Origin of the sequence: Thermococcus onnurineus NA1 (assembly GCF_000018365.1) — an archaeon.
In the GTDB taxonomy this organism is placed as follows: Archaea; Methanobacteriota_B; Thermococci; order Thermococcales; family Thermococcaceae; genus Thermococcus; species Thermococcus onnurineus.
In genome coordinates, this window is record NC_011529.1 from 606,746 (window position 1) to 626,298 (window position 19,553).

The following is a 19,553-nucleotide window of genomic DNA, read 5'->3' on the forward strand; positions in this document are numbered from 1 at the left end:
TTGAGGGTATCACCTACGGAGTTATAACGCTTTCTTCCCGAAAGGATTTTATTAATGAAGCCCATCATCACGTCTGGTGGTTGTGATGAGAATCGAGAGACTCCAGGAGTACATCTCAGAGAAGGGTCTTGACGCCGCTCTAATAACGAGAAGGGAGAACCTCTTCTACTTTACCGGAAGCTCACCCGTCCTTGGTGGCTATCTCGTTGTTACCCCAGACGAGAGCGTGTTTCTCGTTCCAGAGCTCGAGTATGAGGAGGCGAAGGAGACTTCAAAGGTCCCCGTTGAAAAGTTCAAGGCTGGAAAGGGGCTGTACGAGAGGCTGAAAAGCTTCAAACTAAGAAAGCTCGGCATTGAAGGCAGAACGAGCTTTTCAATGGTTCAGGCCCTCAGGGAAAAGGCCGGTGTTGAGGACTTCGACGTTCTCGATGAGGTCATCAAGGAGCTCAGAATCATTAAGACAAAGGAAGAGATAGAGGTCATTGAAGCTGCCTGCAAGATAGCCGATATGGCCATGATGGCGGCGCTGGAAGAGATAAGTGAGGGCAAGCGTGAAAGGGAAATAGCCGCGGAGATGGAGTACGTCATGAAGATGAACGGCGCGGAAAAGCCAGCCTTCGACACTATAATAGCCAGCGGCTGGCGCTCTGCTCTGCCCCACGGCGTTGCCAGCGACAAAAGGATAGAGCGCGGCGAGCTGGTCGTTATCGACGAGGGCGCCCTTTACAGACACTACCATTCCGATATGACCAGAACCATTGTTGTTGGCTCCCCGAACGAGAAGCAGAAGGAGATCTACGAAATAGTCCTTGAGGCCCAGAAGAAGGGTGTGGAGGCAGCAAGGCCTGGAATAACGGCCAAAGAGCTTGACACCATTGTCAGGAATATCATAGCCGAGTACGGCTACGGCGACAACTTCATCCACTCCACCGGCCACGGCGTAGGCCTTGAAATCCACGAGTGGCCTCGTGTGAGCCAGCAGGACGACACAGAGCTCAAGCCGGGCATGGTAATAACTATCGAGCCCGGTATATACATTCCCAAGTTCGGTGGAGTTCGCATAGAGGACACCGTTCTCATAACCGAGAACGGCGCAAAGAGGCTTACCAAGACTGAGAGGGAGCTCATCTGACTCCTTCCCCATTTCTCTCACAACTTTTTAAAGCCCGATACCTATTTTTTCAGGGGGTGAGAAGGTGCAGATAATCCACGAGGATCCCAAGGAGGGCAAGGTGAAGGTCAAGGCAGAGACTCTCGATGATCTCTGGCACCTCTACCACATCATCGACGAGGGAGACGTCGTTTACGCCAAAACGCTCAGAAAGCAGAGCCAGAGGAGCGACTCCCTGAGAGCGGAGAAGGTCGAGGTTATCCCAGTCTTCCTTGGAGTTAGGGCGGAGAAGATAAACTTCCACAAGTTCGCCAACCAGGTACGCGTTACCGGGCCGATAGTCTACGCGAGCAGGGAGGACGTTCCCCTCGGGAAGTACCACACCATAGCCATCGAGGAGGGCACGGTAGTCACAATCCAGAAGCCACGCTGGAAGGAGCATCACATCGAGCGCTTGAGGGAAGCGGTCAGCGCCTCCAAGCGCGCCAGGGTCATGATAGTCGTTATCGATGATGGCGAGGCCGACATGGCGCTGGTGAGGGAATATGGCGTGGAAATACTCACGAGCATAAGGCACAACCTCGGCGGAAAGCGTTACAACACGGACAGGGAAGCCGAGGAGAAGAGGTTCTTCCACGATGTGGCAAAGACCATGGAGGAGATAATGAACCGTGAGAAGGTCGAGAAGGCCATAGTTGCCGGCCCTGGTTTCGTCAAGGAAGACTTCTACAAGTTCCTCCGAGAGAACTATCCAGAGCTGGTCAAGAAGGTCGTCATCGAGGACACGAGCGTGACCGGCAGAACGGGCATCTACGAGGTTATCAAACGTGGAACCGTCGATAGGGTCTACCACGAGAACCGCGTTGCGAAAGAAGTCCAGCTCATTGAAAAGGTGCTCGAGAACATAGCGAAGAACAACGGCCTAGTTGCCTATGGCCTCAGGGAAGTCGAGGAAGCAGCGAACTACGGCGCGGTTGAGACGCTCCTGGTTCTCGACGAACTGCTCAAGGGGGAGATGAGAGAGAAGATCGAGGAACTAATGGACGCTGTTAGATACTCTCGCGGTGAGGTCGTCATCGTCAGCTCAGAGCATGAAGGAGGGGAGAAGCTGAAAGCCCTTGGAGGCCTGGCGGCTCTGCTGAGGTTTAGAGTGAAATGAGCTCTACCCCTCTCCGTACAGCTCTGTGTAGGGGTCCCTTTCAAAAGTCGGGAAGGTCTTTTCTTTCCCTCCTTTCACAAGAACCCGTTCTTTTTCCTCCGTGAACTCCCCGAGCTCAAATGCCATAATTCCATTTTTATTTAATTCTGTAATTAAAGCATCAGCTTTCTCTGGCGGCGTTATGGCTATCAGCGTTCCCGTTGAGGAAACGCTCCACGGCTCAAGGCCGTAGAACTCAAGCACCTTCCTTACCAGAGGGTCGAGGTAGAGCCTATCCGCATAGACCCTGAACCCAACCCCCGAATTCTCAGCTATCTCGTGGAGCGCTGTTAGGCCGCCTTCGGTGGCATCGTGCATGCCCCTGACGAACGGCCTCGCAATCAGGGCGTCAGGAAGGGCAGTCTCAAATGTGAAAAGCCTCTTAAGCCTCTCGATCTCCTTGAATGTTAGAAACTTCCTTAGCTCCTCCTCCCGAAAATACGCGGCAGAAACGGCAAACTCGAGGCCGATCTTGGCGGTAACGATTATTTTATCGCCCGGCTCCGCCAGCGGGAGCTTTAGTTCGTCTTTTCTCACCAGACCCATCGCGGTGGTCGTTGAAGTGGGCTCTGCTATAGTTGGGTAAGCCCCAGTGTGGCCACCAATTATGGAGCTTCCATACTTGCGGCACTCGGTGTTTAGGCTTCTCATGATGTTCTCCAGGAAACTTCTCTCGGTCCCAGGGGGAAAGAGCAGATCAACTATCAGCCACCTTGGTCTTGCACCAAAAACTGCAACATCACTCGCTGCAAAATGGTAGGTGAAGAATCCGAAGGTTTCTTCGGGCACGCCAAGTGTCGGGTCTGTGGCGACGATTAAGTAGTGCTCGTGGTCGTATTCGAGGACTGCCGAGTCGAACCCTTCCCGCGGGCCGTAAATAACCCGAACATCCTCAATTCCAATGTTTGGAAAGACAACTTCTCTCAGAACATCATTCCTTAACTTTCCGGGTGGGAGTCTCACCCCTCAACCCTCCGGAACTTCGCGATTATTTCCTGTGCATCCCTTAGGGTTTCTTCATCGCAGTCCCAGCACATGATTTCGAAGCTCGGAACGCGGACGCTCATGCGAACCTTTTTTCTCCTCGCGAGCTTACTTATCTCGTAGTTTACTCTATAAGCCAAATCCATGAGCTTGGGAGTTACAATTTCCTCACGGTCTATGTACTGCAACGGACAGCCCTCGCGCCACTGCCTTCTGCGGGCGTGTTCATACATGCGGTATGGCCTTATTCTGGCCTCTTCCGCAAGAGCTTCAACTTCCTCGGCGGTGTACTTAATCAATGGCCTGAAAAATGGGATGCCAATTCTCGGGAGGCCGCAGAGCCGTATATCCGTCCTGCACTGGTCGAGCAGGGCGCCAATTATCTTGTCGTTGGCGTTATCACCTTTAGCCAAAACATCAAAGCCGTTGTTGATGGCAAACCACTTGGCGTTCCAAAGCATCACTTTCTTGCAGTTGATACATATGGGACCCTTTCTGCCAGCTGTCTCACGGAGAAGACCATCAGTTACGTCCACAAGGTAGTGTTCAACGCCGAGCTTTTTCGTAAATTTCATGGCCCAGTTGAGCGTTTCCCTCCAGCTCCAGCGGTGGAAGAATGTGAGGGCTGAAACGTTGAGACCTGCTTCATTGAGCAGGTAGAGGGCCAAGCTGCTGTCCTTTCCCCCGGAGAATAGGACAAGAATCCGTTTCTCATAAAGCCCGCTTCGTTTAGAGAACTCCCGTATTTCATTAACGACACTCTCAATCATGGGGAAAAATACTGAAAGAGGCTTAAAAATCTAAGCCTCAGATGTTAATCTTGCCGACCCACTTCTCGGCGAGATTGCCGAAGATCGGGAACTTGTAGTACTCACCCTGGTAAGCCTTAAGTATTCCAAGTATCAAAAAGACAAGCCACGCCAACCACACCAACATACCCAGTAATGTGAAGAGAAGTCCTAGTGGTCCAGCAATGATACTCAGAATTGCACCTAGTATCCACAGAACTATCCAGATAATGGTGAGACCTATGAACGTAATCGTTGACTGCATAGCATGGAAACGGACAAAATCACTTTCCTTCTCTAGCACCAGAAAGAGTATGCCAGTGAGCCATCCGAGCACATACGCCAGCAAAGCCTCAACGTTCTCCTCCATGCCCAGAGAAGTCTTCTTTTTGGGTTCTTCGGGTGGAATCTCCTCCATAGACAACACACCTCCGAAATTCAATTAATTGTATTCTCTTTAATTCCTTAAATATCTTTCCAAAGTTTTAACATAGGCTCCAAAGAAGAAATCTTACGTAAGCCTACATCTAAACCAACAGTTTTCTGATTTCGAACCATCGGGCTTTGTTAGGCCCACCAAAGCTTTTTAAGGCTATCTACATACCCAAAATAGAATTAGGATAACCTAACGGTGATGCTCATGATTGTACCCTTAAACACCCTAAGACCCGGAGAAGGGGGAATCGTGGTTAACATAGTGGCTGGGTCCTATGCAAGACAGAGACTGGTTTCTATGGGGCTTACACCTGGAACCACGGTTCAAATCATCGAATCGCACTCAATGGGCCCAATGATTATCTCCGTTGGAGGAGTAAAGTTTGCCATTGGTAACGGATTAGCCGCCAAAGTCATGGTCAGAAAGCTCTGAGGTGGTTCTCCATGATGAAGGTCATTGCTCTGACCGGAAATCCTAATGTTGGGAAGACCACTATTTTCAACGCCTTGACCGGCATGCGCCAGCACGTCGGCAACTGGCCGGGAGTTACCGTTGAAAAGAAGGAGGGAATCCTGGAGTACAGGGGGCAGAAGTTTCTCGTGGTAGATCTCCCGGGAACTTATTCTCTTACCGCTCATTCTGTTGACGAGCTCGTGGCGAGAGATTTTCTCCTCAAGGGGAGCGCGGATGTTGTTGTGAACGTCGTGGATGCGACGGCCCTAATGAGAAACCTCTTTCTCACGATGGAGATACTCGAAATGAGCCTTGACAACGTGATCATAGCGCTCAATAAGACAGACCTCGCTGAGAAGAGAGGCATCGAGATAAACGTTAAGAGGATGGAGGAAGTCCTTGGCGTTCCTATCGTCCCACTTAACGCGAAGGAGGGCATCGGTATTGAGGAGCTCAAGGAAAGGATATACCAGATGGCGAACGGCAAGCTGAAGGCTCACCCCGTCATCCCGACCTATGACCCAGAAGTCGAAAGGGAAATCGAACACATAACCGCGGCCCTCAGAAATACTCCCCTGGCAGAAAAGTACAGCCTCCGATGGCTCGCCATAAAGCTCCTCCAGAGGGACGACGGAGTAATAAAGCTCATCCTCAGGCACCTTGGAAAGGAGAAGCTCGACGAGATAATGACTCACATAGAGGAAGTCGAAGAGCGGTATAAGCGCGCGATGGATCTCATAATAGCCAGCCAGAAGTATGAGTTCATAGATGGACTCATGCACAGGTTCGTGAGGTATTCCCATGAGCAAGGAGAGACCTTCAGCGACCAACTCGACCGGATTCTGACGCATCCAGTTTACGGCCTCTTGGCACTCTTTGGAGTGTTCTACCTTGTCTTTAAGTTCGTCTTCACCTTTGGAATGCCCCTTCAGGAACTGCTTGATGGGGCTTTCTCGAACTTTGGAGAGTGGCTAGCCCCCCAAATAGCTAGCGAGATCCTCCGCGGTTTGGTTGTTGATGGAATCATTGCCGGAGTCGGCTCGGTTCTAAGCTTCTTCCCGCTGGTGTTCCTCCTGTTCCTTGCCATGTCCCTGCTCGAGGACGTCGGCTACATGGCCAGGGCCGCCGTCGTGATGGAGAGAATAATGCGCAAGTTCGGCCTCCCCGGGAAGAGCTTCATACCCATGGTCCTCGCCTTCGGCTGCAACGTTCCCGCAGTGATGGCCACCAGAACCCTTGACGATGAGAGGGACAGACTCGTTACGATGCTTGTAAACCCATTAATCCCGTGCAGCGCGAGGCTGAGCGTCATAAGCTTCCTCGCAGGGGCCTTCTTTATCGAGAGGCGGGCCCTCGTGGCAGTCAGCATTTACGCCACTGCCATACTCCTCGCGCTCCTCACGGCATGGGTCATCAGCAGGTTCATAATCAAAGGGGAAGAAAGCCCCTTCATCATCGAGCTACCAGAATACCTTGTGCCCTCATGGAAGACGATACTGCTCCACTCCTGGGAGAGGAGCAAGGAGTTCGTCAAGAAGGCAGGAACGATAATACTCCTGGGATCGATAGCAATATGGTACCTCAGCAGCTACCCCGTCGAGATAGGCACCGGCCAGAGCTACGCTGAGAGGCTCGGCACCTTTTTCGAGCCCTACATGAAGTTCATGGGCCTTGACTGGAAGGCTGCGGTAGGCCTGCTCTTCGGTATAATCGCCAAGGAGAACGTCATCTCGACTTACGGTATAATCTACGGAAATGAGGAGGTAATAGCGAGCGTCATGACACCCCTTCAGGCGTATGTGCTGGCCCTTGTTACGACCCTCTACGTCCCGTGTATCGCCACAATCGGTGCGATAAGGGCTGAGAGCAACTGGAAGTGGGCGGCATTTACGGTTTTTTACATGATAGCGCTGGCTTCCATAGTAGGAATAATAGTCTGGCAAATCGGCACGGCTCTGGGTCTTTGAGGTGAAAAAGATGCTTGAGCAAATCCTTGAGCTGATCAAGGAAGGGAAAAGCCTCGATGAGATAGCCGAGAGGCTCTCGCTCCCGCGGGAAGAAGTTGAGGGGGCGCTGAAGATCCTGGAAACTCTGGGCTACATTGAACGGGTAGAACTCGGAAGCTCGACCTGTGAAACATGCCCTCTCAAGAGTGTCTGCCCCGGCTCCTGTTTCCGCTTTAAGGGGCAGATATACATCGTTCCGGAATTAAATCTCAGTGGACAGAAATGAACTCCTCCTCCTTTTCGTTCATTGTGGGACATATTTAATGGCCGTAAAATATATAAGTTTCCAGCAGGAGTGTTAAATGGTGATACTATGAAAGCCGTTATTCTTGCTGGTGGTTTTGGAACTAGGTTAAGGCCACTTTCATCAACCAGACCAAAGCCGATGGTTCCAGTTCTTGGCAAGCCGAACCTTCAGTACCTTCTGGAGAGCCTTGAGAAGATATCCGAAATCGACGAAGTTGTTCTTTCGGTTCACTATATGAAGGGGGAGATAAGAGAGTTCATCGACGAGAAGATGAGCGATTATCCCAAAGACATCCGCTTCGTTAACGATCCCATGCCGCTTGAAACCGGTGGTGCGCTCAAGAACGTTGAGGACTACGTGAGCGAGGACTTCCTCGTTATCTACGGTGATGTCTTCACGAACTTTGACTTCAAAGAGCTTATAGAGGCTCACAGAAAGAACGGTAGCCTCATCACTGTTGCCGTCACCAAGGTCTATGATCCCGAGAAGTACGGTGTCGTTGAGGTCGATGAAGAAGGCAAGATTGTTCACTTCGAAGAGAAGCCCAAGAGGCCGAAGACTAACCTCGTCGATGCCGGAATATACATGGTGAACAAAAAGGTTCTTGATGCCATTCCAAAGAACAAGGAGGTCTACTTTGAGAAGGAAGTTCTTCCGAAGTTTGTCGCCCAGGGAGAGGTTTATGCCCACCAGATACCACGCGGGCACTACTGGATTGACCTCGGAACGCCAGATGATCTTTTCTACGCCCACCAAATAGCGATGGACGAGATAACTAAGCAGAATGGCTACTACACCATCAAAGAAGGTGCAGAGGTTCCAGAGGACGTTGAGATTCAGGGACCTGTCTACATCGACGAAGGGGTCAAGATAGGCCATGGCGCCAAGATAAAGGCCTACACGTATATCGGTCCGAACAGCATAATCGAGGACAAGGCATATCTCAAAAGGGCCATCCTGATAGGAAGCGACATAGTCAAGGAGAGGGCGGAGATAAAGGACTCCATACTTGGAGAAGGCGTCGTTATTAGCAGGAACGTCCTCCTCAAAGAGAACGCCGTCGTCGGTGACTATGCCAAGATATACGACAACCTCGTCATCTACGGTGCGAAGGTACTCCCGTGGAAAAAGGTCGAGGAGTACGAAGCCTACATCAAGATAAAGCTCGATCCAACCAAGGTCAGACCCGGCGTTACGCCGGAGCGCTGTCCGCTTGGACTGCCCGAGTGCATCTACACCAAATTCAAGGCCATAGCAGGAGAAAAACCATCCTGTGACGAGTGTATCGAGAACCAGTGGCTCTTCTGAGCCTTTCCTCTTTTTGAACCTTTAGGACAAGCTTTAAATGCTCGTGAAAGAAGGAAATCAAAACTGACCTCCTCCCCACCCTGAAGGGCGATGCCTGAAGAAGAAAAATGTCAAAAACTTTCGATGAAACTTTGCGCCAGCAAAGTTTTCTTCAGTACCTAATTCTCGGGTTGTACTCGAGGAGCATCAGGCCGTTCTTGAATATTCTTATCGTGCCGCTCTCGGAGAGGCTTATGGAGATGGCTTTAGTCAGCTTCGTTATTCCAGCAGCTGCTATGTGCCTGCTGCCGAGTCCCGGCGGGAGCATCAGGTCTATGGCCCTGGGATCAACCTCTATGTACCTTCCCGCCGCTATGATCCTCCCAGTATTGCTTACGACGAACGCCCCGTCAAGCTGGGCAAATTCTTTAATGATCTCCTTGCTGTCCCTGTCAAGAACGTTTATCTTGTGGCCCTTGAAGGGGTTGGGTATCATCTGGTGGGAGTGCTTCAGCACGTTCCTCGTGTCGCCGATTATGAAGAGCGTTCCTACAGGTGTGCCCTCCCTTCCTTCTATGCTCAGCTCGATGGTTATCTCAAGCAACCGCTGAAGGACGTTCTGGTTCTGGGCAAAGAAGCCTCTCATGGCGGAGATGCTTTTCTTGACAGTTTTGATTCCGATCAGCTCGCTGGTAACGTAAACGAAAGAATCCCCCTCTTTAACTATATCATGCTCAAGGAGAAATGCCGAGATTAAGTTGAGAATGTTGTTCAGATCAAGATTCTGGGGAATTGAAACTCTTTTGATCTTCTCGTTCTCAACGTCAAAGGAAGAGCTCACTATTACAACAGTAACTCCTATGTCCGGAATTCTTCCCTGCTCAACGTCTTCGAGTATCACCAGCGATTTCCCTTCGAGTTCTTTTACGATATCGATCGCGCTTTTTATCAGTATCTCGGGGATTCTCTTGCCCATATTAACCAGCCATTAATGAAGTGACTTTGGGTAGTATAAAAATCTACCGTCTTCAGAAAACGTTAAAACTAAGCGTGCTATATGGCATTTGGTGTGAAACATGAGGATCGTGGTTGCAATAACCGGGGCAAGTGGTGTAATCTATGGTGTGAGGTTGATCGAAGTTCTGCGTGAGCTGGGGCATGATGTTGTGACGGTAGCTTCTAAAACAGGTCTGGCAGTGATAAGGCACGAGCTTGGAATAGATTTCAAGCCGGATTACCGAGAGGAAAATCTCTTCGCGCCGATAGCTTCTGGCTCCAACCGCTTCGATGCCGTGGTAATAGCCCCCTGTTCGATGAAGACTCTTTCCGCAATAGCCAATGGCTACGCCGACAACCTGATAACAAGGGTAGCCGATGTTGCTTTAAAGGAACGCAGAAAACTTATCCTACTCGTCAGGGAAACCCCCTTAAACTTGATACATCTGCAAAATATGGTGCTGGCCACCCAAGCTGGTGCAGTCGTTATGCCAGCTTCCCCAGGATTTTACACAAAACCCAAAACTTTGGACGAAATGGTAAACTTTATAATTGGAAAATCCTAGATCTTCTTGGGATCGAGAACGAGATATACCCTCGGTGGAGGAGTTGATATGGTCCAGCTTGATGACCTTGATAGGGCAATCCTCCGCATTCTGAAGGAGGATGCAAGGTTGACAATATCCGAGATAGCCGAGAGGCTTAATAGGCCGGAATCCACGATCCATTTTAGGATTAAAAAGCTACAAGAGCGAAACATCATTGATAAATACACTATAATCATTGGCAAAGAGCTCCAGCCGAAGAGTCTCGCCATAGTTTACATTCAGGCCGAGACCCCTATTATAGAAGACTTCCTCGAGAGGTATATTAATTACATTATGAAAACTCTTTCCATGCTTCCCAACGTCTTGGCAGTTTCTAGGAGTGGAAAGGATGGAGTTATTGCGTTGGTAGGGGAAGAAAGTCACGAGAAGCTCAACCGCTTTGTGGACGAGACTATAAGAGTCCTTCCGACCCTCAAGCGAGTCGAAGTATTCACGCTGGACGAGTTCAGCAAGGGCGAGGGACTCGTTGGGTTCCTAGTGGGGGTCTAAATGGAGATAGAGGTTAAGTTTCGCGTTGAATTTAATGAGACCAAAGACGCAATAGAATCTCTCGGTGCCATATTCATCAGAGAAGAGCTTCAGGAAGACCTCTACTTTTCTCTTTCCCTTCCAGAGCTCCTTAGGCTTAGGCGGATAACCAACCTTGGAAAGTCTTTCCTCACGTACAAAAGGATAAAGGATCCCGGAAAGAACGAGGAGTTCGACGAAATAGAAGTTGAAGTTTCGGATTTTGAAAAAACCCGGGAGATTCTAAAACGTCTCGGCTTCAAAGAGGACGTATGGGTTAGGAAAAGGCGTCTGGTTTATAAGCTCGATGATGTAACGTTTGAGCTGAGCGAAGTTGAGGGACTGGGGGCTTTTCTTGATATAGAGGTCATGAGCAACGACATTGAAGGCGCGAAAAAGCGGATATGGAAAATTGCAGAAAAGCTCGGATTAACGGAAAAAGACGTTGAGCCAAGGCTGTATCAGGAGCTCCTCCGCGAGGTTGATAGCAGGGGCAAAATGTAAATACTTCAAACCCCATAAAGACTATCTGGGGGTACCATGGGGGGTTAATAGGGGCCAAGGTTCTCTCGAGTACCTCTTCATGATAGTGGCCGCTCTGGTGATAATCCTGGTCGTGGTACGCGCGATAAGCGGCATATCTGCACCGTACTCAACCGCACTCACAGTGGATCCTGAAAGCCTGACCAGCCAAGTTGAGGACCAGGAGAGCTTTAAGGTTGAAGCATGGGTTGAGGACAGCGGCGATGGTACATACAAGGTTTACTACCGCATATGGGCTCTTGAAAAACCCCTTACGGGCGCAGAGGTTCAGCTGGTGTGTTTCGGCCCCACCAACAACGTCGCTGGCCTTGACCCCATTAAACACGAAGGTACCCTCGAGCCGGTCAATTACTGGGCGAACTACTGGACACCAGTTCCGAGGGAAGCGTTTCCATGCCAGGTGCAGTTCACACTCTGGAAGAGGGGACTGGGATGAAGTGGGCCAGGTTTTTCGTTTTGCTAGCTTTAATCTGCTTTTCAATCTTTACAACACGCGTCTCAGCAAGCTTCACGGTCTACTACGGCCAGATAGGACCCTCAGAGTACTCTGAGCTCGGTAGCTTTGACATAATAATCCTCTCACCTACCGTAAACTCGACCTACGTTTCGAAGCTATCGTCTAACCACACCGCTGTCGGCTACGTCAGCCTTGCGACAATAGGTGGCTGGGAACCATGGGCAAAGAACCTCCCGAAGGGCCTGCTAATAGGAGAAAACCAGAACTGGGATGAAGGAGTAGTGGACTTTTCGTCGCCTGAATGGGAGCGTATAATTTTGGAAGAGGCGATTCCATATATCCTTTCCCAGGGCTTTGATGGAGTCTTCCTCGACAACCTCGATTACGTTGATCTATATCCTGATAAAAAGGACGCAATGGTCAATCTCGTGAGGGCCATTAGGGAGCGCTATCCCAACATTACAATAATCGCCAACAGAGGCTTCTCGATAGCTAAGGAAATAGCGCCCTACGTTGACTACCTCCTCCTTGAGGACTTCGTGACATACTACAACTTCTCAAGCGACCGCTACGAGGTTTTTGATGAGAGCGAACTTCAATGGGAGTTCGACCAGATTCAAAAGCTTAAGTCCCTAAACGTCTCAATACTCGCCCTAAGCTACGCTGACCTAACCAACGAATCGCAGGTGAGGGAGTTCTCTGCATTAATCTGCATGCACGCGGAGGAATACAATATCTCCGAGGTCTATCTCGCCGACCTGAGCCTCCAGAGGATAGGTTTTGACCCGTGTGGGCGTCAGAGGGAGGGCGCAAGGACTACCTGGAAAGGCACACCTCAAGAAACGTCCAGTGAAGAAAATGAAGAGGCCGTCTGTGGGCCAGTGATTTTCCTCCCGCTGATTATTCTTGGTCGTTTCATCTTGCGGTAGCGACAATCTTGATGATGTCGTTGAACCCGAGCTCGTAGTCCTCTCCAACACGCCTGTGGGTTCTGGCGTTGACGGCGTAGAGGAAGGTCTTTCCGAGGTCTGTGTGGACTTTGTAGGCTAAGTCCCTCGGCGTTGAGCCCTTGGGTAGTAAGTGGACGTGCGGCAGAACGTTGCCGAACTGGTCTGTGAGCTTGTGCTCGTCCTCGACCGGGTAAACCGGAACCAACTGGAGTAACTCGAAGACGGCCCTGTTTATGACTTCCTGCACGCCGGTAGAGCCAAACCTGTCGAGAACTTTCTCCTTGATGAGCTGGAGAGCCTTTTCCTGCTTGGCGCTCATTGGCTTCAGGATCTTGAAGTCGCTTGAGCCAGGGACGTAGTCTATGAAGCCAGCCTTTGCGGCTTTTCTGAGGGTGAGCTCAGCCGCCGCTGAAGTCGGAACAACTATGTATCCCCTCTTCTCGCCCTCCTTGATAAGCCTCTCAATATGTTCATCGGTAGCTGCATCGGCCTTGTTGGCAGCGATGATAATCGGCTTGTTCACCTTCCTTAGTTCCCTTACGAAGGCCAAAAGATCCTTATCGCTCCATTTCGTGGGATCGTTGTCCAGACCGAGCCTGTGGATTGCCTCAAAGGCATCTTCCTCGCTTACGCCTATTCCCGTCAGCTGGTCAGCTATCGCCTGCGCCAATTTGAGGTGCTGGAGCTTTATCCTCTTGGCAAACTTTTCCCAGTTCTTCCTGAGAATGCCGTATATCCAGTAGTCTATCTCCTTCTCCAGGAACTCTATGTCCTCGACCGGGTCGTGGTAGTCAGTCGGCTGCCCCTCGGCATCGGTCTTGCCCGTAACGTCAACGACGTGGATGAGCGCGGAGGCCATTCTGAGGTCGTCGAGGAACTTGTTGCCCAGACCGCGGCCCTCGTGGGCGCCGGGGACGAGACCGGCGACGTCGATCATCTTTATCGGGATGAGTGCGAGGCCATCCTTGTATTCGTAGTTCTGCGGGTTTGGCTTACAGCCGAGCTCCTTGCAGGGGTGCTCCGCTACCGCGTAAGTGACGCCGACGTTGGCATCTATCGTCGTGAAAGGGTAATTGGCAATTTGAACGTCAACGAGGGTTGCCGCCGAGAAGAAGGTCGATTTTCCAACGTTTGGCTTGCCAACGACACCTATCTCCATGCTCACCACCGAGGTAAATTAGTCAGGGGGTTTTAAAGGGCTATGGTCTGCTACAACTCCGAAAACTATAACTCTCCAAGCATCCTAATCTTTTTTGGTGAATCCCTATGAAAATCTACACCCTCGTCGAGGACTACTCCGACTATGAGAGCCCATTCCTGGCGCAGCACGGTGTGAGCTTTCTCATCGAAAAAACGGGAAAAGAATCCTCTTCGACGTCGTCGGCGCGCTGTAAGATAGATGGCGATAGAGGGGATAAGAGCAATCATTGGAAACTTTCACCTGATTGATGCAAGTAAAGAGCGGATAGAGAAAACAATAAACGGCTTTCTTGAGGTGGACGTGGAGGAGGTTTACACCGGCCACTGCACGGGGCTGAAGGCGGAGGTAGCTTTCTGGAGATCTATGGCAGGAACGACATTATCAGAATTCTGACCGTTGTCTCAGCGGTTTTCATCCCATTGACGTTCATAACGGGCATCTACGAAATGAACTTCCGCTACATGCCCGAACTGGGGTGGCGCTACGGCTACTTCATGACAATATCCGGCATGCTGCTCACTGCCGTTGGGATGCTCCACTACTTCAAAAGAAAGGGGTGGTTATAAACCGAGGGCCAGCCTCACAGCCATTTCCGCTATCACATCGAGCGGGTCAATAAGAGGGACGCTCAAATCCTCGGGCTTTAGCGCAACACTGACCTCCGTGCAACCGGCTATTATGCCTTCGCTCCTCTTTTCCAGCCTCCTGGCAACCCGGAGGAGAAGTTCCCTGCCCAGCTCGAGGTTTCCAGCTTTAACCCCCTCGTAAATACCCTTCATGACGAGCTCCTGATCCTTTTTGATGGGCACTGCTATCTGAATCCCCCTGTCAAGGAGGGCACGGTGATAAACAAGGCCCTTAATGGTTCCATCGGTGGCCAAAAGACCGACCTTCTTAAGTCCCATCTCCTCTATTCTCTTCGCGGTTTCTTCCACCATACTGACGAGTGGTATGCTTATCTTCCTCTGAATGCTTTCCGCGAAGAAGTGGGCGGTATTGCAGGGCATTATTATAAAGTCCGCCCCCCAGCTCTCGAGCTTTCTGGCGCTCTCTACAAGCTCTGGCCTCGGATCTTCGCCCTCCCCGAGGATGAACGCCGTCCTGTCGGGTATCTTCGGGTTGTTGTAGATGATTATCCTCGGGTGATCCTGATCCCTCTTTGCTGGTGTCTTCTCGATTATCCTTCTGAAGAGTTCTGCAGTGGCTAACGGTCCCATGCCGCCGAGTATTCCGATGACCCTCTCGGTCATCATTACTCCTCCAGCCAGACGGAATCGTCGCCGTAGTAATTCAGCTTGACCACGAAGAGCCTGAAGGGCTCGTCGCGCTCGTTGATGACCCAGTGGACGGTTTTTGGCTTGACGAGGAAGATGTCGCCCGGTTTTGCAAGGTACTCGGTATCACCGATGCCGAGCCTGGCCTCGCCGCTTATTATGTAGAACAGCTCGTACTGCTTCTCGTGATAGTGCTTTTTAACCGTCTGTCCCGGCTTCACCTCGACGATTTGGGCGTAGCTTCCCTCTGGAAGTTCACCCTCGAAGAGAGGGAGCTTCCTGTAAGTGCCCCTGTCGATGAGGTTTTTGATCCCGGCCTTCATGAAGATCACCAGGAGGCAATTAGAAAAGGAACTAAATAAAATCATTGCCTGCATTTCCCTATTAGTTCAAACACATCACAATGGCAGCCCGCACTCAGGGATCCTAGTATAGTTCCGTTTCCGTTAATCTCAAGTAGCTCTTTGAATTCAAGGAGCTTAGATCAGAGACAGAAGAAATGAAGACAATTAGAACCTTTCTCCTGCTGAAGTGCAGGTGCATGATTCCCCTCTTGAGTATTAAGACCTCAGAAGTTTTAATCATTTCTTTCGACAACCATCGAAACCCTCAAAAGACTTTTATATCTCTTCCCCGAGACATCAGTGGACAAACGTAAACGGTGATGACCATGGAGGCGCTTGAGAAGGCCCTTAAATGGGCTGAGGACAACCTGAAAGCGGAATACATAGAGTTAAGGTATGAGAACTTAAGAAAAACGACGCTCGGCCTCAAGGATGGTGTCTTTACAAGCTTCACCGGCAAATTCCATCAGGGCGTTGCGATAAGGGTTCTCGCAGACGGTGCCTGGGGCTTTTCTTCGACGAGCGACCTTAACAACATCGAAAAGGCCATCGAGGAGGCTTACAAACTCGCCAGGGCTGCCGCTCAAACCAAGAATGAGAAGATTGAGCTGGCCGAGGTAAAGCCCGTCCAGGACTTCGTGAAGAGCAAGATGAAGATTAAACCCGCTCACGTAGACGTCGAGGAGAAAGTCGCTCACCTTAGGGAGCTTGAGAAGCTCCTCAAGGAGGATAATGCAGTAAAGAGCGTTCAGATACGCTACGAAGACGGCAGCGGGCAGAAGATACTCCTCACCAACGAGGGAACCAGAATAGAGTGGGACTACAACTACCTCTTCCAGGGAACCTACGTTACCGGAAAGAAGGAAGGAAAGCTTGCGATGGCAAGGGACAGCATCGGAGCCGTTGACTATGGCTGGGAACTCATGACAGATCACGAACCCAACGAGAAGGTAACTGAGAGGCTCCTCAGGAAGATGCACTCCCAGCTGGACGGCATCGCTCCAAAGCGCGGCGAGTGGCCCATCGTAGCGGGCCCAATAGTCGTCGGCATCATCGCCCACGAAGCTCTTGGCCACCTTGCAGAGGCGGACTTAACGATAAACTCACCGTTTAAGGACCTCATCGGCAAGCAGATTGCCCCAGAGTACGTCACAATGAGCGAGCGCTACGTTGAGGGTGGCTTTGGCAACGACAAGTACGATGACGAGGGTGTTCCGGTTAAGGACATCCACATCATCGAGAACGGAATTCTCAAGGAGATAATGCTCAACCGCGAGTACGCCCACAAGTGGGGAATGGAGCCAAATGGCCATGCAAGGGCCGAGAGCTATCGCTACCCGCCGATAATCAGAATGCGCAACACCGTCTTCGAGCCCGGTGATTACTCCTTCGAGGAGCTCATCGAGGACATAAAGTTCGGTTACTACGTAGTTGACTTCCGCGGCGGTCAAGCGCAGCTCAACTCGGCCTTCCAGGTTGGAATTCAGGAAGGCTACGTCATCAGGAACGGTGAGATTGCAGAGCCTATAAGGGACACCTCTATCACCGGCGTGGCAATAGAAGCCCTCAAGAAGATAAGCGCGGTCGGTAAGGACTTTGGCCTTGAAGTCGGCTTCTGCGGGAAGGGACAGATTGCCTTTGTCAGCTCGGGTGGGCCTCACATGCGCTTCGACGGAGGAATACTTATCGGGTGAGGTGGTGAAGATGGAGGAGCTTATCCGCTTCGGCGAGAAGTTTTTTGACGAACTCGAAATTGCCGTTTACCGCTCCCGCAATGTTAGCGTCAACATCGAACTGAACGAGATTTCAATGGCGAGCGTCAGAAGCGGCGCCGTAACGATAATCAGGGGAATAAAGGACAAGCGCCTCGGCCTAGCGATAATCGACAGCGACGAGCCGGCAAGAATAAAGGAAGCAATAGAGCAGGCTGCGAAGATGGCAAAGCTAAACAGCCCGGATGAGAAGTGGGTTTCACTTCCGGAGCCGGGCAAATACCGCGAGGCCCCAAAGCCGAACTATGAGCTTAAGGAGACCCCTCCTGACCGACTGGTCGAGATGATAGTTCACGGCATTAAGCTCGCCCGCGAGAAAGACCCCAACGCTATCGTTGCGGGTGGAGAAGGCGGCGTAACCTGGGAGGAGAGGCAGATCATCAACTCACACGGCATCGATGTCGAACAGGAAGGAGGAGCTGCCTACATATTCTTCGAGCTGGTCGGCAGAAAAGAAGGCGTCGTAACCCCTGGCATATTCGACTTCGAAGCGAGGAGAGACCTCAACCTCGATGTTGATGGTGTGGTTGAAAGGGCCGTTCGGAAGGTCGGCTGGGCTTACAACGTGAAAGCCAGCAAGAACGAGGAAGTGCCGATAATTCTCGGCCCATGGGCGATAGCGGGCCTCTTCAGCTACGCACTCTTCCCGGCCTTCAGCGGCGAGAGGCTCGTCAAGGAGACCACTCCACTTGCAGACAAGGTCGGGGAACAGATAGCGAGCGAGGTTCTTACTCTCTACGACGACCCGTTCCACGAGCTCGCCATTGAGCCGGTTATAGCCGATGGTGAGGGTGTCCCAACGAGGAAGAACGTCCTCATCGAGAAAGGAACCTTCAGGGGCTTCGTTTGGGACAACTACTGGGCCAGAATCTACGGCACTGAGAGCACAGGAAACGGCAAGCGTGATTTGAGGAGCGGCGGAATAAACATCGGCTTCCACACCATGGCAATCGAGAACGGTAAAAAGAGCTTTGAGGATATGATAAGCGAGATTGACAGGGGCTACTTCGTGGACGGCTTCCAAGGTGCGCACTCGAGCAACCCGGACAACGGAAACTTCGCTGTAACAGCTAATCCGGCCTACCTCATCGAGGACGGTGAAGTCGTCGGCTCCAGCGTCTTCCTCATAGCGGGCAACGTCTATGAACTGCTTAAACAGGCCAGCGAGGTCAGTAAGGAGCAGATCGTTATGCCCTTCATGACGACAATGATAACGCCGTTCATCAGGTTCGAGAATGTGAAAATTGCCGGAAAGTGACGCCTTTCTTTTTTCTCAACTTTTAGAGCCTCTGCTCTCAATAAGCACGCAGCTAAAAAAGAATGTTCCCCCTAGTAAAACAGTCACTTCAAAACCCTGAAGTCTATCGCGATGTTGAACTGCCTCGGCGCGTAGGGGCGGACCTTTCTCTCATCCAAAAACTCAACGTGGAAGCCGAGCCCCTTCGCTATACCATTTATTTTCGCCTCGTGTTCAAAAAAGAGGTTCTCCTCGGGCCCAAAGCCATAGTAGTGGACAATTCCGCCGTCCTTAACGCTCAGCATAGCCTCCCTCAAAAAGCGATCGGCGAACTTGGGGAGATTCATTATCACGCGGTCGGCCTCAATTCTACCAGCGATCTTTCTAACGTCGCCAAGGATGGGGACAACATTCGGCATCTTGTTCAGCTTTCTGTTTTCTTCGAGGTACCTAACTGCCCAGGGGTTGATGTCGCAGGCGAAGACGAGCTTTGCTTTCTTTGCGAGGAGTATCGAGTATGGTCCGACGCCGGCAAACATGTCGAAGACGATCTCACCCGGCTGGGTTTTCTCGAATATCCTCATCCTCTCGGTGGCGAGCCTCGGCGAGAAGTAGACCTTAGCAACGTCCAATCTGAGCCGTATCCCATTCTCTCGGTGGAGCGTTTCGGTTCTCCTCTCACCAGCAAGGCGAATCAGCTCCCTAACGCGGTATTCACCTTCAATCTTGCTCCCCTTAGCGAAGACGGCCTTTATGTGCCTGTGGACTTTCAGAATTGCCTCACCAATGGCCTTCCCGTAGGGCATCAGCTTTTCGGGAAGCTCGATTATCGCGACATCGCCGATGATGTCGAAAGAACTCGGGAGAAGAGGCCTCACTTCTTCGGGAACCTCAACGACCTCGCGGTAACTGTGGGGCCTCCGCTTAGTCTTCTCGAACTCTGCCTCCACGATTTCAAAGCCTTCAACTGGCCCGGTGACAGGGAAGAGTATGAACTCGCCCTCCCGCTTCACGGAGTAGCTTTTAGCCAGAACACCGAGCTCGATGAGCTTTCGTCTCGTCTTTTCGGCTTCTCTCTTGGGGACTTTTACGGCGAACATCAGGGATTAGTTACGCTGGAGGTTCAAAAGGTTTGCCGTTTTGACTTCCGAGGA

The 19,553-nt window shown here is 51.2% G+C and carries 22 protein-coding genes and 1 pseudogene; 15 read left to right on the top strand and 8 right to left on the bottom strand.

Features of this window, described 5'->3' with window-relative positions; all coding sequences use genetic code 11:
* The first annotated feature begins 85 nt into the window (after positions 1–85).
* Positions 86–1,132 carry a Xaa-Pro dipeptidase PepQ gene (pepQ, locus tag TON_RS03355; protein ID WP_012571610.1) on the top strand — a complete coding sequence of 349 codons (1,047 nt, stop codon included), beginning with the start codon at positions 86–88 and terminating at the stop codon, positions 1,130–1,132.
* A 64-nt stretch (positions 1,133–1,196) separates the two neighbouring features.
* On the top strand, positions 1,197–2,270 hold the full coding sequence (locus TON_RS03360; RefSeq protein ID WP_012571611.1) for an mRNA surveillance protein pelota: 1,074 nt from the start codon (positions 1,197–1,199) through the stop codon (positions 2,268–2,270).
* 3 nt (positions 2,271–2,273) lie between these two features.
* Here the strand turns inward: TON_RS03360 and TON_RS03365 are convergent, their stop codons facing one another.
* From TON_RS03365 to TON_RS03375, 3 genes are read right to left on the bottom strand one after another with little or no spacing between them, the layout of a single operon-like run.
* A complete protein-coding gene (locus tag TON_RS03365) occupies positions 2,274–3,272 on the bottom strand; it encodes an AIR synthase family protein (protein ID WP_012571612.1) in 999 nt (332 codons plus the stop codon).
* The gene (locus TON_RS03370) at positions 3,269–4,063 is read right to left on the bottom strand and encodes a DUF7411 family protein (protein WP_012571613.1); all 795 of its coding nucleotides are present in this window, start codon (positions 4,061–4,063) and stop codon (positions 3,269–3,271) included. Before TON_RS03370 ends, TON_RS03365 begins: the two co-directional genes overlap by 4 nt.
* A 37-nt stretch (positions 4,064–4,100) precedes the next feature.
* Positions 4,101–4,499 carry a DUF4870 domain-containing protein gene (locus tag TON_RS03375; RefSeq protein ID WP_012571614.1) on the bottom strand — a complete coding sequence of 133 codons (399 nt, stop codon included), beginning with the start codon at positions 4,497–4,499 and terminating at the stop codon, positions 4,101–4,103.
* A 216-nt stretch (positions 4,500–4,715) separates the two neighbouring features.
* Between TON_RS03375 and TON_RS03380 the strand changes: the two genes are divergently transcribed.
* The 4 genes from TON_RS03380 to TON_RS03395 all read left to right on the top strand — a co-directional run bounded on the left by TON_RS03380 (position 4,716) and on the right by TON_RS03395 (position 8,531).
* Positions 4,716–4,949, top strand: a complete 234-nt coding sequence (locus tag TON_RS03380) for a FeoA family protein (protein WP_238516350.1) — start codon at positions 4,716–4,718, stop codon at positions 4,947–4,949.
* A gap of 11 nt (positions 4,950–4,960) precedes the next feature.
* Positions 4,961–6,937 carry a ferrous iron transport protein B gene (feoB, locus tag TON_RS03385; RefSeq protein ID WP_012571616.1) on the top strand — a complete coding sequence of 659 codons (1,977 nt, stop codon included), beginning with the start codon at positions 4,961–4,963 and terminating at the stop codon, positions 6,935–6,937.
* A 10-nt stretch (positions 6,938–6,947) separates the two neighbouring features.
* The gene (locus tag TON_RS03390; protein WP_012571617.1) at positions 6,948–7,202 is read left to right on the top strand and encodes a DNA-binding protein; all 255 of its coding nucleotides are present in this window, start codon (positions 6,948–6,950) and stop codon (positions 7,200–7,202) included.
* Positions 7,203–7,289: 87 nt separating this feature from the next.
* Positions 7,290–8,531, top strand: a complete 1,242-nt coding sequence (locus TON_RS03395; RefSeq protein WP_012571618.1) for a sugar phosphate nucleotidyltransferase — start codon at positions 7,290–7,292, stop codon at positions 8,529–8,531.
* 151 nt (positions 8,532–8,682) lie between these two features.
* Here the strand turns inward: TON_RS03395 and TON_RS03400 are convergent, their stop codons facing one another.
* Positions 8,683–9,486 (bottom strand): DNA integrity scanning protein DisA nucleotide-binding domain protein, encoded by an 804-nt coding sequence (locus TON_RS03400; RefSeq protein ID WP_012571619.1) that lies wholly within the window; start codon positions 9,484–9,486, stop codon positions 8,683–8,685.
* Between the two features lie 100 nt (positions 9,487–9,586).
* Here TON_RS03400 and TON_RS03405 point away from each other — a divergent pair.
* The 5 genes and pseudogenes from TON_RS03405 (at position 9,587) to TON_RS03425 (ending at position 12,550) form a co-directional block, all read left to right on the top strand.
* Positions 9,587–10,119, top strand: a pseudogene (locus TON_RS03405) (UbiX family flavin prenyltransferase).
* Between the two features lies 1 nt (position 10,120).
* On the top strand, positions 10,121–10,603 hold the full coding sequence (locus TON_RS03410; protein WP_012571621.1) for an Lrp/AsnC family transcriptional regulator: 483 nt from the start codon (positions 10,121–10,123) through the stop codon (positions 10,601–10,603).
* Entirely contained in the window at positions 10,604–11,125 is a 522-nt protein-coding gene (gene cyaB / locus TON_RS03415) for a class IV adenylate cyclase (protein WP_012571622.1), read from the top strand. It begins immediately after the preceding gene.
* On the top strand, positions 11,103–11,600 hold the full coding sequence (locus TON_RS03420; protein ID WP_274378399.1) for a class III signal peptide-containing protein: 498 nt from the start codon (positions 11,103–11,105) through the stop codon (positions 11,598–11,600). Before cyaB ends, TON_RS03420 begins: the two co-directional genes overlap by 23 nt.
* Positions 11,597–12,550, top strand: a complete 954-nt coding sequence (locus TON_RS03425; RefSeq protein ID WP_187146217.1) for an endo alpha-1,4 polygalactosaminidase — start codon at positions 11,597–11,599, stop codon at positions 12,548–12,550. Before TON_RS03420 ends, TON_RS03425 begins: the two co-directional genes overlap by 4 nt.
* Here TON_RS03425 and TON_RS03430 read toward each other — a convergent pair.
* The gene (locus TON_RS03430) at positions 12,537–13,730 is read right to left on the bottom strand and encodes a redox-regulated ATPase YchF (RefSeq protein WP_012571625.1); all 1,194 of its coding nucleotides are present in this window, start codon (positions 13,728–13,730) and stop codon (positions 12,537–12,539) included. The two genes, TON_RS03425 and TON_RS03430, sit on opposite strands and share 14 nt — an antisense overlap.
* 240 nt (positions 13,731–13,970) lie before the next feature.
* On the opposite strand from TON_RS03430, the gene TON_RS03435 reads away from it, so the two are divergent.
* Together TON_RS03435 and TON_RS10575 are read left to right on the top strand one after the other, a co-directional pair.
* Positions 13,971–14,165, top strand: a complete 195-nt coding sequence (locus TON_RS03435; protein WP_012571626.1) for an MBL fold metallo-hydrolase — start codon at positions 13,971–13,973, stop codon at positions 14,163–14,165.
* Between the two features lie 26 nt (positions 14,166–14,191).
* Complete coding sequence (locus TON_RS10575; protein ID WP_238516351.1) at positions 14,192–14,338, top strand: CorA family divalent cation transporter; 147 nt, start codon at positions 14,192–14,194, stop codon at positions 14,336–14,338.
* Here TON_RS10575 and TON_RS03440 read toward each other — a convergent pair.
* Both TON_RS03440 and TON_RS03445 read right to left on the bottom strand, forming a co-directional pair.
* Entirely contained in the window at positions 14,333–15,022 is a 690-nt protein-coding gene (locus TON_RS03440; RefSeq protein ID WP_012571628.1) for a cysteate racemase, read from the bottom strand. The two genes, TON_RS10575 and TON_RS03440, sit on opposite strands and share 6 nt — an antisense overlap.
* Before the next feature lie 2 nt (positions 15,023–15,024).
* Positions 15,025–15,369 (bottom strand): cupin domain-containing protein, encoded by a 345-nt coding sequence (locus TON_RS03445; RefSeq protein ID WP_012571629.1) that lies wholly within the window; start codon positions 15,367–15,369, stop codon positions 15,025–15,027.
* 347 nt (positions 15,370–15,716) lie between these two features.
* On the opposite strand from TON_RS03445, the gene TON_RS03450 reads away from it, so the two are divergent.
* Together TON_RS03450 and TON_RS03455 are read left to right on the top strand one after the other, a co-directional pair.
* Entirely contained in the window at positions 15,717–17,084 is a 1,368-nt protein-coding gene (locus TON_RS03450) for a TldD/PmbA family protein (RefSeq protein ID WP_012571630.1), read from the top strand.
* A gap of 10 nt (positions 17,085–17,094) precedes the next feature.
* Complete coding sequence (locus TON_RS03455; RefSeq protein ID WP_012571631.1) at positions 17,095–18,420, top strand: TldD/PmbA family protein; 1,326 nt, start codon at positions 17,095–17,097, stop codon at positions 18,418–18,420.
* A gap of 83 nt (positions 18,421–18,503) precedes the next feature.
* Here the strand turns inward: TON_RS03455 and trm5b are convergent, their stop codons facing one another.
* A complete protein-coding gene (trm5b, locus tag TON_RS03460) occupies positions 18,504–19,499 on the bottom strand; it encodes a tRNA (guanine(37)-N1)-methyltransferase Trm5b (RefSeq protein ID WP_012571632.1) in 996 nt (331 codons plus the stop codon).
* Positions 19,500–19,553 lie beyond the last annotated feature (54 nt).

Excerpts from the sequence above, each read along its gene's own strand:
- trm5b (WP_012571632.1), bottom strand. The coding sequence starts at position 19,499 with ATGTTCGCCGTAAAAGTCCCCAAGAGAGAAGCCGAAAAGACGAGACGA.
- pepQ (WP_012571610.1), top strand. The coding sequence starts at position 86 with ATGAGAATCGAGAGACTCCAGGAGTACATCTCAGAGAAGGGTCTTGAC.
- TON_RS03425 (WP_187146217.1), top strand. The coding sequence starts at position 11,597 with ATGAAGTGGGCCAGGTTTTTCGTTTTGCTAGCTTTAATCTGCTTTTCA.
- TON_RS03455 (WP_012571631.1), top strand. The coding sequence starts at position 17,095 with ATGGAGGAGCTTATCCGCTTCGGCGAGAAGTTTTTTGACGAACTCGAA.
- TON_RS03440 (WP_012571628.1), bottom strand. The coding sequence starts at position 15,022 with ATGACCGAGAGGGTCATCGGAATACTCGGCGGCATGGGACCGTTAGCC.
- cyaB (WP_012571622.1), top strand. The coding sequence starts at position 10,604 with ATGGAGATAGAGGTTAAGTTTCGCGTTGAATTTAATGAGACCAAAGAC.
- TON_RS03370 (WP_012571613.1), bottom strand. The coding sequence starts at position 4,063 with ATGATTGAGAGTGTCGTTAATGAAATACGGGAGTTCTCTAAACGAAGC.
- TON_RS03435 (WP_012571626.1), top strand. The coding sequence starts at position 13,971 with ATGGCGATAGAGGGGATAAGAGCAATCATTGGAAACTTTCACCTGATT.
- TON_RS03400 (WP_012571619.1), bottom strand. The coding sequence starts at position 9,486 with ATGGGCAAGAGAATCCCCGAGATACTGATAAAAAGCGCGATCGATATC.
- TON_RS03380 (WP_238516350.1), top strand. The coding sequence starts at position 4,716 with ATGCTCATGATTGTACCCTTAAACACCCTAAGACCCGGAGAAGGGGGA.
- feoB (WP_012571616.1), top strand. The coding sequence starts at position 4,961 with ATGATGAAGGTCATTGCTCTGACCGGAAATCCTAATGTTGGGAAGACC.
- TON_RS03450 (WP_012571630.1), top strand. The coding sequence starts at position 15,717 with ATGGAGGCGCTTGAGAAGGCCCTTAAATGGGCTGAGGACAACCTGAAA.
- TON_RS03395 (WP_012571618.1), top strand. The coding sequence starts at position 7,290 with ATGAAAGCCGTTATTCTTGCTGGTGGTTTTGGAACTAGGTTAAGGCCA.
- TON_RS03390 (WP_012571617.1), top strand. The coding sequence starts at position 6,948 with ATGCTTGAGCAAATCCTTGAGCTGATCAAGGAAGGGAAAAGCCTCGAT.
- TON_RS03430 (WP_012571625.1), bottom strand. The coding sequence starts at position 13,730 with ATGGAGATAGGTGTCGTTGGCAAGCCAAACGTTGGAAAATCGACCTTC.
- TON_RS03375 (WP_012571614.1), bottom strand. The coding sequence starts at position 4,499 with ATGGAGGAGATTCCACCCGAAGAACCCAAAAAGAAGACTTCTCTGGGC.
- TON_RS03445 (WP_012571629.1), bottom strand. The coding sequence starts at position 15,369 with ATGAAGGCCGGGATCAAAAACCTCATCGACAGGGGCACTTACAGGAAG.
- TON_RS03410 (WP_012571621.1), top strand. The coding sequence starts at position 10,121 with ATGGTCCAGCTTGATGACCTTGATAGGGCAATCCTCCGCATTCTGAAG.